This is a genomic window from Aureimonas ureilytica (assembly GCF_001475935.1).
GTDB lineage: Bacteria > Pseudomonadota > Alphaproteobacteria > Rhizobiales > Rhizobiaceae > Aureimonas > Aureimonas ureilytica_A.
In genome coordinates, this window is the sequence record NZ_LDQA01000009.1 from 1 (window position 1) to 12,699 (window position 12,699).

Consider the following 12,699-nt stretch of genomic DNA (forward strand, 5'->3'; position numbering starts at 1 on the left):
CAACACCCGTTGGTATGACGCCGATTGTCGGTGAGCACTGATACGAAGGGCGAGCGGCTGCACGACTGGACAATCTGGAACCGTTCGACCTCGAGGGTGCCGGGTACGACGAGCGCCTGTCCGGTCTTTGAATGCGCGGATTTCTGATCCGTCGCCACCTCGCTGACGGGGAACTGGTCTTTTTCACCATCTGGTGCCCCGCCGGCACGCCGATCGAGACGCTGGGCAAGGTCGACGGCTAGCGATGGGCGATCGTGAACAGCTGCGAGACGGCCAAGACCGCACTCGGCCTCGACCACAATGAAACGCGTTCCTGGCACGGCTGGCACCGCCATGTCTCGCTCGTCATGCTGGCCTTCGCCCTAATGAGTGCGATCCGTCACAAGGCCGATAGTGTGATACCGGTTAAAAAGGAGCTCAAAGCCAAAGCCTTGAACTCCTCGATGATCGGCTGGTCCGTTCAGGAAATCCGCCGCGTCGCCTGTCGCCTGGCGAGGCGACGTATCAACGTCGGCCACGCCGCCACGAGGGTCGCTCTGGGGAGGAACATCACGTCGTCGCGCGTGCATCTCATATCAAACATGAAACGCAACTGTAGTTCTAACCGTCCTGCGGGAGCATCGTCCCATCAGACTTCTGCGGCAGGGGCTTAAAAGGGGTGTCGGCCTACGCGCCAGACATCTTGCCGAAGACCCTATTATCCGCGCCTGGAACACCCCCATAAGGAGCCCAGCTTCCCGCTAATGCAAAGCCCACATCGACGGGAATGGAAACACCAGTGACAGCTGACGATGCACTCGAAATTAGAAAGGCCACGACATTTGCGACCTCGGTCGTTTCCACCATTCGGCCCATCGCCGTGTTGGCAGTCATGCGCGTCTCATCGCGCATTCCGCTGTCGATCTGCGCTTGCAGCGCGGGGGTGCGGGTGTACCCGGGCTCCACGGAATTGACACGCAATCCGCCTCTGCCCCATTCGACCGCTAGGCCCGCAACAAGGTTTGATATCGCGGCTTTACCGGGACCGTAAGAATGCAGAGGTGTGGAACATCTTGCAGTAATTGAGCTGATCGCTACAAGGCTACCAGAGGCGCGCTTCAGCATATGACGCCCCATCTCTCTCAAACACAGGAATGTGCCCCGTGTATTGATGGCATGGACGCGATCATAGATGTCCAGGGGTAACGTTGCGGCCGGAAAAGGCGGCTGAACAATACCGGCCGAGGTAACACCACCTGCAATCGGTCCGAACTCACGTTCCACCGCTTCGATGGCAGCGATAACGCTTTTCTCGTCGGTCACATCGACTTCGAAGGCACGGCCGCCCAATTTCTTCGCGACGGCTTCCGACAGATCAAGATTGCGATCCAAGATCGCTACCTTCGCTCCGGACTGCGCAAGAACGGATGCACACGCCTCGCCAATGCCGCTCGCGCCACCCGTTACGACTATTACATCGCCAGAAATATTCATTCTCCTCCCCTATCTCTTTTTCGATTGGATCAGTTTCGTTTGCTGGACGCACCGATCTTGCTGAAACGACTTGCGCTCGCTTGGATGAAACGACAACAGCTGTTTGACAGCACAAGCTCCGAGGCTAATTTTCGGGCTGACAGTATTCGGCGAGCATATGATCAATCGATCGGGCGACCGCTTCACACTCCAACCTCTACGCTTGTGTGGTTCATCATATTGAACTATGATCGACCAAATGAACTATACTGAGGAGAAAATGACGATGTCAAGAGAGGCTCTCACAAGCCGGATCGAGGGTCGCACGGAGGAAAATGTTCCCGCACTGCGCCGAGCGTTCCAGATTCTTGACCTCGTAGCCGGCTCCGACGGATCACTGAACGCCGCGGAGATAACCCGAGGTCTTTCCTTACCCAAAAGTACCGTGCATGGACTTTTGAAAGTCATGGTTGAACTCAACGTCCTCGTGAGAAGTTCAAATGGCTCATTTAAGCTTGGCCCTCACCTGATGCGCTGGGCACACGGTTTTCTGGCAGAGGTCGATGTTGTATCGGCATTTCAAGAATTCTTTGCCGTGGATACAGCCCTTTCGCAGTATACGATTACGCTGGCGGTTCTGGATGGCGATCACGTCGTCTACATCGGATGTCGAAACTCCAATCAGCCCTTGGGTTTGACATTCAGGATCGGCATGCGTCTGCCTGCTCCCTTTACGGCAACGGGCAAGATGCTTCTCTCACAGCTGCCCGACGCAGACCTGGTTGAGATGCTTGGTGGTCGTTTTCCAGCCCCCATGACGGCGCAAAGCGTTTCCTCGCTTGATGAACTCAGGAAAGAATTGCAGATCATACGCCAACGCGGCTATTCTATTGATGATGGCGAGGTGCGTGCCGGAATCATCTGTATCGGCTCTGTTATCCGCGATCATTCTGGCAAGGTGATTGCAGGCATAGCGACCAGTCTGCTTCGCAGCGATTCGACACAGGAAATCATTGAAGAACTCGGCGCCCGAATGATCTCGATCGCCGGCAGATTGTCACAACGCATGGGTATTACTGCAGGTCCAGATAGTCCAGTGGCGTAAAACGCTCCCTCTCGGGCTCTTCTCTATTCGGTGTGTCGAGGTCGAGCGCCCCTGAGCTGACGCCTCGCCTTGGCTGATGTGTGATCCCTTGGCTGTCGCGCTTCTCTTCGGATCGAACCGGGTGGGCTCTCCCCTGATGGGATCGGAATGAGCGAGGCAGTTCCATCTGTTGCGCTTGCCTATCGCGCGATGGGCATGATCGGCTCGAGAGCCGGTGCGAGCTGCCTCATTCCCCGCCTCGCAGGGAGCACATTCTCGTTGGGGCGGCTCGTCGATTAATCGGTCTACTCTTGAAGGCGCTTCTTCTCGCCAGGCGCAGCTCCGGCCGTTGCCCGTGTCCACTGAAACTCGCTCCCATCCCCAGAAGCGGTGAAGGATGACGGCCAAGCGCCGCGATAGTACGACGATGGCTGGTTTCGTCCCGTGCCGCTTGGGGCAGGTTCGCTGCCAAGGCTCTCAGCCCTGACCATCCGCGGCCAGGGGTCAGCAGCATCGGGGCCGCTTCGAACAGAAGGCGGCGCATCATCGCGTCGCCGTAGCGCGAGATGCGCTCCATTTCCCCGGATGGGTTGAGCCGAGGCACCAGCACCGGAGCGGACCCGACGGCCTTCCAGTTCGAGAACCGGCCGGGATCGTCGGTTATGACGACAAAGGCCGGCGACAGCACCGGCCCGATGCCCCGGAGCGCTTACCAACCGGCGGCACCAAGACGAGACGCCTGCTCAGGAGCGCTAGAACCTCAGCACGCCGAATAAAGGGGAGACACCGAACACGGCATCGAGCGCTGGCGCTTCAAAAATTTACTCTGACCCAGCGCTCCCCAATTCCCCCGCCCCGGCCCTACCCGCTGCAGGCGATTCTCGGCGGCATCATTCTTACCCAAGGTTGGCCTCATCCGTCGCTATGCGCGAAACCACGGAAAGCCCGACCGACCAGCTTGACAATCAAGCGGCCCATCGTATCATTCAACCTAATGATCTAAGTTCAATATATGGAACAATAGCGAGAGGCCTCTTTGCTGAAGGACATTGCTCATCGGTCATATCCGCGTGCGCAATGCGGGGCGTAGCTGCCACCAATAAAAAATGCAGTATCATATAATATTAAGTGGCGTCTTTGCTCCGACCCGCCGGCCGGAAAACTCTCGCTTATCCGTTCGAATTCCGGCGTCTCAGTAGTCGATTAGCAACTCAAGACACGAGACTCTTAGAAAGGCCGCACGTGCGCACTTCGGAAACAATCGCATCGCTCATGAGCAAGGGGGGGCGACCAGCAGGGAGTCGCCGTGAGATCAAGATCGTTGATACGACGCTGCGCGACGCCCATCAGAGCCTTTGGGCTACGCGGATGCGAACCGATCACATTCTGTCCATGACAGAAGATTTCGACGCCGCGAACTTCCATCAGGTGGACCTGATGGCACCAATTCAGTTCGATGTCGCGGTTCGTTATCTCAAGGAGGATCCATGGGAGCGGGTTCGCCTGGCTCATCGGCATGCGCCAAATGCCAAATTTCGGGCGCTCATCCGGTCGAAGAATATCGCCTCGTTCGACTTTCTGGCCGATGATGTCATTGAAGCGTGGGTGGACCGACTCTACGCTAATGGATTCCGAGTCATCGGATCGTTCGATGGGCTGAACGATATCGACAATATTGCGCCGGGTCTAATTCAAGCGAAAAAGTTGGGCGCATCAACCTTCGGTGCACTCGCTTTCTGCGAAAGTCCGGTTCACACCGATGCCCTTTATATTGAAAAGGCAAGGGAGTACCTGGAAAAGACGGATGTCGATGCGATCATGCTGAAGGATGCCGGGGGTCTTCTGACGCCTGAGCGTATTCGGACCTTGGTTCCCGCCATCAAGGACGTCATCGGTGACCGACCGCTTGAGATCCACAGCCATTGCCTGACGGGCCTTGCTCCTCTTGTCTATCTCGAGGCGGTCGAACTCGGCGCTGATGTGCTTCACACGTCGATTGCGCCTCTCGCCAATGGTAACGGGCAGCCTGCAACCCAAGCCATTGTGCGCGATCTGCGTGCGCTCGGTTATGTGGTCCATGTGGATGACGCACGGATCGATGCTATCGGTAAAAGACTGACCGAGATTGCCGAGACCGAGGAGAAGCCCCTTGGAAGGCCGGTGGCCTATGACGGCCTCCACTACATGCATCAACTACCCGGCGGGATGCTATCGAATTTTCATTCGCAACTCGCGACGGCCGGGCTCTCGCATCGTTTTGACGAACTTCTTCACGAAGTCGGGCGTGTACGAGAGGAACTCGCCTATCCAATCATGATCACGCCATTCGCCCAGTTCGTGGGGACACAAGCTGTGATGAATGTCATTTCAGGCGAGCGCTACGGCATTGTTCCAAACGAGATCAAGAAATACGTGCTTGGTTACTATGGCAAGCTGCTTGCGCCTATCGCCCCTGATCTTCGTGCTCGCATCATCGCCAACGGCGCCTCGGATATCCCGCTGGAGCCGTCGCTTATAGAGCCGATGTTGCCAAGTCTCAGAAAGCAATATCCAGACGAGGATATAGATCATCTTTTGCTGCGCGCAATGTTCCCGGGGTCGCAGGTCGATGAGATGAAGAAGACTGTAGCCTCGCACGTTTCCGGAGGCGAGCGGCAATATCCTCTGCTTGAACTCGTCCAATCGCTCTACGGGAAAATGAGCGTGGGAACGACCGCCGTTCGGTCCGCAGAGCTTTCAATCAGCCTGAAGAAGGGGTTAGAAAATGCCGGATAAGTCGCCTGATCTGAAAGAACTCAAGGCTATCGTCGACTGGATCAGCGTAACGGACAATATTTCACAGTTCTCACTGAAGTTCGCCGATGTCGAGATCTTTCTGTCTCGTGAGCAGCGAGGGGACTCACCCCCCATCCATCAGATAGCCGCTATCCCACCTTCGGCGCCTGCGCCGGTCGCGCAGCCTGCCCCTGACACGAATCCGATGCCCCAAGCCGCCAAGCAAGCGGTCAAAGACGCGCTCGCCGACGACGAGGTCATCGTCAAAGCGCCTATGGTTGGCGTTTTCTACGCCAAGCCAAAACCCGGGGCGGAAGACTTCGTGGCAGTCGGCGATAAGGTCCGCGCGGATACGGTGGTGTGCATCGTCGAAGTCATGAAGCTGATGACCAATATCGAGGCGGGTGTTTCAGGAACTGTGACGCGCATTTTGGTGGAAAACGAGCAGGCGGTTGAGTTCGGGCAGTCGCTCATTGTCATCAAGCGTGATGCGTGACGGGTTCTAGGCGCAGAGGAAAGACGGAATGCCGCAGCTTTTGAAATCCGTGCTGATCGCCAACCGGGGCGAGATCGCGCTGCGCATCATCCGAGCCTGCAAGGAGCTTGGGATTCGAAGCGTGTTGGCCCATTCGGAGGCGGATGCGAACTCCTTGCCGGTGCGACTTGCCGATCAGGCCGTCTGCGTCGGCACTGCACATCCGAAGTCGAGCTATCGCAATCCGCAGGCCATTCTGGGTGCGGCGCTCGCCTTCAAAATCGATGCCATTCACCCCGGTTACGGCTTTCTCTCTGAGAACGCCGATTTCGTCGAGATGTGCGAGAAGGAGGGTGTATGCTTTGTTGGCCCGGCCAGTCACGTCATCCGCAGCATGGGCGACAAGATTGAAGCCAAAAAGATCGCGCACCGCGCGAAGGTTCCAACGGTGCCCGGTTCCATCGGTGCTATCTCCGACTATCAGGAGGCCTTGGCGGTCGCGAGCGACGTCGGTTATCCATTGCTGATCAAGGCGGCCGCCGGCGGGGGCGGTCGCGGTATGCGCGTCGTGCGTTCGCCCGATACGCTCAAGAAAGACCTGTCGGAGATCATGTCGGAGGCGGAAGTCGCCTTCAACGATCCTTCCGTCTATATCGAGCGTTACTTGGTCGACATTCGCCATATCGAGATCCAAGTGATCTCGGATGGCGAGCAGACGTTGCACTTAGGCGAGCGTGACTGCACGGCGCAGAGACGGAACCAAAAGCTGATCGAAGAGTCGCCTTCGTTCGCCCTTAACCCCGAGTTGCGAGAAGGGTTGGCCGCGGCTGCCGTTGCTCTTTGTAATGAGGTTGGCTATCGCAATGCAGGAACTGTCGAATTCGTCTTCGATAATATAGAGCGTCAATACTACTTTATCGAGATGAACACCCGTATCCAGGTGGAGCATCCCGTCACCGAGATGGTCACGGGTGTCGATCTCATAAAGCTTCAGCTGCAAATCGCCAGCGGCATTCCGCTTGCACTGCGTCAGGAGGACATCCGTCTCAGAGGTCACGCCATCGAGTGTCGGATCAATGCGGAGGATCCCGACCATGCGTTCGCACCCAGCCCCGGGACAATTCATAATTTTCGTGCGCCCGGTGGTTTCGGCGTCAGGCTGGATACTCACATCGAGACCAATTATGTGATCCCGCCGTTCTACGACAGTATGGTCGGCAAACTCATTTGCTGGGGAAACAACAGAGACGAGGCCATCGCCCGGATGCTGCTCGCACTCGATGAACTTGTTATCGATGGCGTCACGACGACAGCGCAGTTCCACAAGCGCGTCCTTGATCATCCTCGTTTCAGAGACGGCCAGTTCAACACGGCGTTCGTTGCCTCGCTGCTCGAGGGCTCCCCGGCGTGACGAAACTCACAAGAAGTGAGTAGGTCTCTCTGTTGGAACTGGGGCTTAACCCTCGAGCGGACCGAGTGAAGCAACGTCCCGCCGAGGTTTCAGCCCCAGTCCTTATACCGCCGCGCCTCTGCACGAACCTGTTGCCAGTATGGGTTTGCGGAGAGGGATCGGATGCGCTCCGGCTCGTTGGCAAGGGCTTTGCCGACATGGCAGCATGAGTCCATGGCGGCGCCGAGATCGGCGGATAGCCGGGCGAGAGGAAGCCCCTTTTGCGAGATGGGATACGTGGCCCGATCCATGCGCCAGCCGCATGTCGGACGTGCGGGCGCTCGATAGCGAAGGGTTGCAAAGCTCCTCTTCGAGCTTTGCGCTACTGCCCGATGAGCGAGAGGCGTAGGTTCTGCGCATCGGAAGAACACGCACACGCCGGCCACCACCGATGAGAGGCCGGACACGAAAGGAAGCTACCCATGTCCCTCGCTCGCTCCTTCAGCACCTGGCGCCAGTATCGCAACACGGCCGCCGAGCTGAACCGTCTCTCGCGGCGCGAACTCTCGGACCTCGGTATTGCACGCTCCGACATCCCGGCCATCGCCCGTCAGGCGGTCCGCTCCTAAGTTTCTCCCTTTCGCTTCAGCTGGTCCTCCCCATCTGAAGCGAACCGGCCGAACGGTTCCTCCCACCCTTCGGCTTCTCTCAACGCCCTTGCCGGTCCTCCCCCGGCAGGGGCGTTTTCGCGTCTCTGCGCATATGAGATCGACCCTGCTCCGGACAGGCACCGTCGGTTTCATGCCGTCGAAGCCCTGATCGCACGATCCCGTTCCGGCATACCCGGGTTCCCCGCCAAGACACAGCATGTCAGGGCCATTCAGGGTTCAGAAAGAGGCATGGCCTAGGATCCCTCAAACGGGGATTTCGGATCATGGCATTCAGCTTGACGGAACTGACGGCGATCCGAAGCCGCCGGGAGATGCGAGCCAAGGTCGCGTTTGCGACGTTAGTGATCGTCGCGGCGACAGACGGCGCGGATGCCTTGATCAATCTTTATACGCAGCCCGATCGGATCTGGCCGTCGTTCGTCCAGACAACTCTGCTCGCGTCAGCAATGTCGCTCTTGTTCTTGAGCCTCCTGGCACGCGCGAACCTTCGTTTGTTCGAACTCAAGGACCGTCTCGAAACGCTGGCTGTCACGGACATCCAGACAGGGCTGCTGAACCGTCGGGGCTTTTTCGCTCTTTTGGATCAAGCTCAAGCGTCGGGTGCCGACATGACGCTCGGCATCGTGGATATCGATCATTTCAAACGGATCAACGATACCTACGGTCACCTCGTTGGCGATTTCGTGATCGCAGAGGTCGGTCGCTCCCTGAGCGAAGCACTCAAGGCCCCGCATTTCGTGGGACGCGTCGGCGGTGAGGAGTTTGCTATCGCGCTGAATGGTGTGACGCCGATTGAGGCGCTTCACATATCGGATCGCTTGCGTGGACGGGTTTCACGGGTCGGCGGACCTCAATTGCCAACCAATCTTTCGGTGACCGCGAGCATCGGCCTTGCAAGGATCGGCGAAGGGGAAGTCATGGCCTCCTACGCTCGGGCGGATCGGGCGCTGTATGAAGCCAAACATGATGGCCGCAACGTTTCAGTGAGCGCCGATTTGGGAAAGCGACCCAAGGTCGTCCTGTTGCCGCTTCAGAGCCAATCGTGACCCGTCGAGGTCGGGCGATGAGGCGATAGCGTGCCGATCGTGGAAGGCTGATTTGCATGACTCCGCCCCCCTCAGCGCGGCTGCATCCATTTGGGTGCCTTCCACTGCGCCAAACTCTCGCGCTCCCAATCGCCTAGAAGCGTGTAACGGACGTAGGCGGCCCGAGTCCGGCAACCTGAGCACCGCCAGTTCAACGCCTCGATGTCGGCGCCCGGCGCGATGAACCCTTGGAAGTCGATGCAGCGATAGATGGTCCGCGCGTTGCACGGATCGCAGCGTATGACGAGGCCCAAGCCTTTGCGCAGCCCTTCCTCGAAACTCCGTATCGCCTGCACCATACGCGGACCCCGTTCCTAACTTATGAACAAAATAGGAACATGGTCTTTCCGGCAAGGCCGTTCGGCGTCATGATCAGCGTATGGATTCATGAGGCGGTGCCATGTCGAGAATTGTGGAACGGCTCACGGACCTGTCGTTGAAGGACAATCTGGATGGGGCGATCGATGAGTCTATCCGCACCTGTGGCGGTGACGCTCGCGTTACGGTCGGCACGTTGATGCTGACGCGACCCAGTCTTTCATTCAGCGGCAACCAAAGACCGACTGGTGTTGTCGCGCATGAGCGCAATTGAAGCAACGGGCGGGGTTAAACTCGCCCGTTGCTGTTCAAGCCAGCCAGCGAATGCGGCCGGGGCAGTGTAGCCGAGCGAGGAGTGCGGCCGCGCCAAATCTGAAGCGTTACGCGGCCGATCGGAGGCGCGTTGCCGTGAGAGATGCCCTCAAAGATCGCCGCCAGCGCCAGAAGCCTGAAAGATGGGGAATGGGCCTCGCTATGGCGAGGCTCCGTTTGCCATCAGGCTTCACATCGGAACGGACTCGGGACGCCGATACGCGTCCCATGCGAGGCTCGAAGATTTCTACTTGTTGGGCACCGGCTGGTTGGGGGCCTGCTGAGCAGCCTGCGCCTTTTGCTGCTGCGCCTGCTGGCGCGCATCGACCTTGGCCCGATGATGGCCGACGGCACAGCCCAGTGCCGCACCTGCCACCGAATGTCCCTTGCCGACGAAATGGCCGCCAACGGCACCCACAGCCGCGCCCTTGAGGCAACCTGCGGCGTAAGACGGGCCAGCCGCGAGTGTGAGGGCGGTAAACAGAGCGATCGTCGCAGACTTGCGCATGGGAACCTCCAAGTGACGCAGGCGTGGTTTCGTCGCCCTGAAAACGCGGATGAGCTCTCCGCAGTTCCCGAAAAGTTGATGACGCTCTCCTTATGTTGATTTGTGGGCCGCATCGGTCGGCCACCCTTCGACTCCGCCCCCTCATCCGCCTCGGAAACACTTGCACCCCGGATCGCGAGCAGCCGGCCATCGCGAGAGGGCCTATCCATATTGACGGACATTCCGTACTCGGCTATCGAAATGAGTAATCGATAACCCAAGTGATGATATGACCCGATCCCGTGTTTCCATGCAGGACATAGCGACCCGCCTCGGCGTGTCGGTGAAGACGGTGTCGGGGGCGCTGCACAACCCGTCGATCCGCATGTCGGATGAAACGCGCCACCGCATCCGGGCTTTGGCCAACGAACTCGGCTATGTCCCGAACCTCGTGGCGCGCGGAATGCGGCAGGGAACCTTGCCGATCGTCGGCATGGTGGCGGAAGGCGTCATCACCCAGCCCTTCGCGACCGAGATCGTGCGCAGCTTCGACAATGTGCTGCGCCTCGGCGGCCTGCGCCTCATCGTGTCGAACCTGCGCGGACGGGACGATGTCGAGGCGGAGGTGGCCGAACTCAAGCGGCTTATGCCCCAGCGCATTGTCTATGCCAGCATGTACCATCGCACGGTGACGCTGCCCGCTTCGCTCACCGACACGATCGCGCTGATGGTGAACTGCCGCGAGGCGAGCGACGCCGTGCCGGCCCTCGTACCGGCCGAGCGCGCGGCGGGGCGCATGGTGACGGCGCATCTCCTGTCGCGCGGGCGGCGTCGGATCGCCTTTCTGAACCTGCCGGGCCTCGTCGCCGCCAGCTTGCGCGAGAGCGGCTTTCGCGACGCGCATGGCGAGGCGGGTCTCCAGCCGAACGAGACATGGCTGCGCCCGGCCACCGCCGAGCTCTATTCCGACCGCGCCCCGAGCCTTGTTGGCAGCCACATCGCGGACTGGTTCGCGGGTGCGGGCGAGCGGCCCGACGCGATCCTGTGCGGCAACGACCGCGTGGCGCTCGAAACCTATAATGCGCTGCGCCGCGCCGGGCTGGATGTGCCCGGCGATGTCGCCGTCGCGAGCTTCGACAATCAGGTGGAGATCGCGGCCCGGCTCGACCCGCCGCTGACCACCATGGCGCTGCCCCACCGGGAGATGGGACGGCTTGCCGGAGAGATGCTGTCCGGGCAGCGCGCGCTGCCCGCGACCGTGGAGGAAGTGCCCTTTCGCCTTGTGGAACGCGCCTCGGTCTGAGGCCCAAGCGAAAGCCTGATGGGAGAAAACCGATGCGCATTCATCAAAAGGCTCTTGCCGTCCTGGCAGGGGCCGCTTCGCTCGCGGCGCTGGCGTCAGGCGCGGCTGAGGCTGCCGACCTGAAGATCATGTTCCAGGGCGACCCGTTCGAGATCGCGGCGATCCAGGGCGCGGCCACTCGCTTCGAGGCGGCCCATCCCGGCACCAAGATCGAGCTGATCAACACGCCGCACGACGCCTATAACGAGAAGTTCGGCGCCATGGCCTCGACCGGCAACCTGCCGGATATCATCCAGCTCGACGCGCCCTTCCTCGCCAACTACGTCTGGTCCGGCTATCTCCAGCCCGTGACCGGCCTCGTCGAGCAGGCCCTGATCGACGACATGACGCCCTCCAACGTCTCGCAGGGCACCTACCCGCCGGACAAGGGCCTCTACGCCATCGGCCTCACCGACTCGACCGTGGTTCTCTACGGCAGCCGCAAGCAGCTGGAAGCGGCCAAAATCCGCATTCCGACTTCGGTCGCCGACGCCTGGACGCGCGAGGAGTTCGAGGGCGCGCTGAAGACGCTCTCCGCCTCGTCGAAATGGCCGATCGATCTCTTCCGTGGCTATGGCACCAAGACGGAGTGGATTACCTACGCCTATGAGCCGATCCTGGAATCCATGGGCTGCGATCTCATCGACCGCACGACCTGGAAGTCGGAAGGCACGCTCGACAATCAGGCCTGCGTCGATGCCGCGACCATGATGCAGAGCTGGGTCAAGGCCGGCTGGGTCGTGCCGCAATCGGCGGGCACCAACCAGTTCTATGCCGAAGGCCGCCCGGCCGCGCTCGCCTGGGGCGGGCACTGGGTCTATGCCGAGGCCAAGGCCACGATGGGCGACGATCTCGTCGCGATGCCGCTGCCCAAGTTCGGGCAGAAGAGCGCCAGCCCGAACGGCACCTGGATCTTCGGCATCAATAAGGCATCGGCCGAGCCCAAGCTCGCGGGCGAGTTCGTCGGCTTCATGCTGAAGGACGCCGACTACCGCAAAGCCTACGAAGAACACACGGGCTTTCCGGGCCTGAAATCCTTCGCCGCCGCCTCGCCGGTCTATGCCGCCGGTGGCCCGATGGCGGTCGCCTTCGCGCAGGCCAGCGAAAGCGCCGTGCCGCGCCCGCCGCACCCGGCCTATCCGACCATCACGCTCGCCTTCCAGCAGGCCATGACGGACATTTTCGACGGAGCCGACCCGAAGGACGAGCTGACCAAGGCGGCCAAGAAGATCGACGCCGATATCGAAGACAATGACGGCTACGCCCCGTTCGGCGGCAACTGACGGCATCAAGCACCCATCCGGCGCG

At 60.0% G+C, this 12,699-nt stretch carries 11 protein-coding genes and 2 pseudogenes; 9 read left to right on the plus strand and 4 right to left on the minus strand.

Going from position 1 to position 12,699, the window contains the following annotated elements; all coding sequences use genetic code 11:
- Positions 1-18 precede the first annotated feature (18 nt).
- Positions 19-413: pseudogene (locus tag NS365_RS24885) on the plus strand (IS701 family transposase); the annotation flags it as partial.
- A 253-nt stretch (positions 414-666) separates the two neighbouring features.
- Here the strand turns inward: NS365_RS24885 and NS365_RS03060 are convergent.
- On the minus strand, positions 667-1,473 hold the full coding sequence (locus NS365_RS03060; protein WP_082684378.1) for an SDR family NAD(P)-dependent oxidoreductase: 807 nt from the start codon (positions 1,471-1,473) through the stop codon (positions 667-669).
- A 238-nt stretch (positions 1,474-1,711) separates the two neighbouring features.
- On the opposite strand from NS365_RS03060, the gene NS365_RS03065 reads away from it, so the two are divergent.
- Positions 1,712-2,557, plus strand: coding sequence for an IclR family transcriptional regulator (locus tag NS365_RS03065; protein WP_244498342.1), 846 nt, complete (start codon positions 1,712-1,714; stop codon positions 2,555-2,557).
- Positions 2,558-2,783: 226 nt separating this feature from the next.
- Here the strand turns inward: NS365_RS03065 and NS365_RS25290 are convergent, their stop codons facing one another.
- The gene (locus NS365_RS25290; RefSeq protein ID WP_082684379.1) at positions 2,784-3,233 is read right to left on the minus strand and encodes a transposase; all 450 of its coding nucleotides are present in this window, start codon (positions 3,231-3,233) and stop codon (positions 2,784-2,786) included.
- Positions 3,234-3,778: 545 nt separating this feature from the next.
- Here NS365_RS25290 and NS365_RS03070 point away from each other — a divergent pair.
- From NS365_RS03070 to NS365_RS03085, 5 genes are all read left to right on the plus strand, one after another.
- Complete coding sequence (locus tag NS365_RS03070; RefSeq protein WP_206612114.1) at positions 3,779-5,311, plus strand: pyruvate carboxylase subunit B; 1,533 nt, start codon at positions 3,779-3,781, stop codon at positions 5,309-5,311.
- Positions 5,301-5,807, plus strand: coding sequence for an acetyl-CoA carboxylase biotin carboxyl carrier protein (gene accB, locus NS365_RS03075; RefSeq protein ID WP_058598819.1), 507 nt, complete (start codon positions 5,301-5,303; stop codon positions 5,805-5,807). Before NS365_RS03070 ends, accB begins: the two co-directional genes overlap by 11 nt.
- A 28-nt stretch (positions 5,808-5,835) precedes the next feature.
- Positions 5,836-7,197 carry an acetyl-CoA carboxylase biotin carboxylase subunit gene (gene accC, locus NS365_RS03080; protein WP_058598820.1) on the plus strand — a complete coding sequence of 454 codons (1,362 nt, stop codon included), beginning with the start codon at positions 5,836-5,838 and terminating at the stop codon, positions 7,195-7,197.
- A 461-nt stretch (positions 7,198-7,658) separates the two neighbouring features.
- The gene (locus NS365_RS23435; protein WP_082684380.1) at positions 7,659-7,805 is read left to right on the plus strand and encodes a DUF1127 domain-containing protein; all 147 of its coding nucleotides are present in this window, start codon (positions 7,659-7,661) and stop codon (positions 7,803-7,805) included.
- Positions 7,806-8,110: 305 nt separating this feature from the next.
- Positions 8,111-8,893 (plus strand): GGDEF domain-containing protein, encoded by a 783-nt coding sequence (locus NS365_RS03085; RefSeq protein WP_058598821.1) that lies wholly within the window; start codon positions 8,111-8,113, stop codon positions 8,891-8,893.
- Between the two features lie 577 nt (positions 8,894-9,470).
- Here NS365_RS03085 and NS365_RS24890 read toward each other — a convergent pair.
- Together NS365_RS24890 and NS365_RS03095 are read right to left on the minus strand one after the other, a co-directional pair.
- A pseudogene (locus NS365_RS24890) lies at positions 9,471-9,614 on the minus strand (IS3 family transposase); the annotation flags it as partial.
- 195 nt (positions 9,615-9,809) lie between these two features.
- Positions 9,810-10,070: a hypothetical protein gene (locus NS365_RS03095; protein WP_058598823.1), complete on the minus strand. Its 261-nt coding sequence runs from the start codon at positions 10,068-10,070 to the stop codon at positions 9,810-9,812.
- Positions 10,071-10,338: 268 nt separating this feature from the next.
- Here NS365_RS03095 and NS365_RS03100 point away from each other — a divergent pair, with 268 nt between their 5' ends.
- On the plus strand, positions 10,339-11,352 hold the full coding sequence (locus NS365_RS03100; protein WP_058598824.1) for a LacI family DNA-binding transcriptional regulator: 1,014 nt from the start codon (positions 10,339-10,341) through the stop codon (positions 11,350-11,352).
- Between the two features lie 32 nt (positions 11,353-11,384).
- Positions 11,385-12,674, plus strand: coding sequence for an ABC transporter substrate-binding protein (locus tag NS365_RS03105; protein ID WP_153003633.1), 1,290 nt, complete (start codon positions 11,385-11,387; stop codon positions 12,672-12,674).
- Positions 12,675-12,699 lie beyond the last annotated feature (25 nt).

Excerpts from the sequence above, each read along its gene's own strand:
- NS365_RS03060 (WP_082684378.1), bottom strand. The coding sequence starts at position 1,473 with ATGAATATTTCTGGCGATGTAATAGTCGTAACGGGTGGCGCGAGCGGC.
- NS365_RS03065 (WP_244498342.1), top strand. The coding sequence starts at position 1,712 with ATGAACTATACTGAGGAGAAAATGACGATGTCAAGAGAGGCTCTCACA.
- accB (WP_058598819.1), top strand. The coding sequence starts at position 5,301 with ATGCCGGATAAGTCGCCTGATCTGAAAGAACTCAAGGCTATCGTCGAC.
- accC (WP_058598820.1), top strand. The coding sequence starts at position 5,836 with ATGCCGCAGCTTTTGAAATCCGTGCTGATCGCCAACCGGGGCGAGATC.
- NS365_RS23435 (WP_082684380.1), top strand. The coding sequence starts at position 7,659 with ATGTCCCTCGCTCGCTCCTTCAGCACCTGGCGCCAGTATCGCAACACG.
- NS365_RS03085 (WP_058598821.1), top strand. The coding sequence starts at position 8,111 with ATGGCATTCAGCTTGACGGAACTGACGGCGATCCGAAGCCGCCGGGAG.
- NS365_RS03095 (WP_058598823.1), bottom strand. The coding sequence starts at position 10,070 with ATGCGCAAGTCTGCGACGATCGCTCTGTTTACCGCCCTCACACTCGCG.
- NS365_RS03100 (WP_058598824.1), top strand. The coding sequence starts at position 10,339 with ATGACCCGATCCCGTGTTTCCATGCAGGACATAGCGACCCGCCTCGGC.
- NS365_RS03105 (WP_153003633.1), top strand. The coding sequence starts at position 11,385 with ATGCGCATTCATCAAAAGGCTCTTGCCGTCCTGGCAGGGGCCGCTTCG.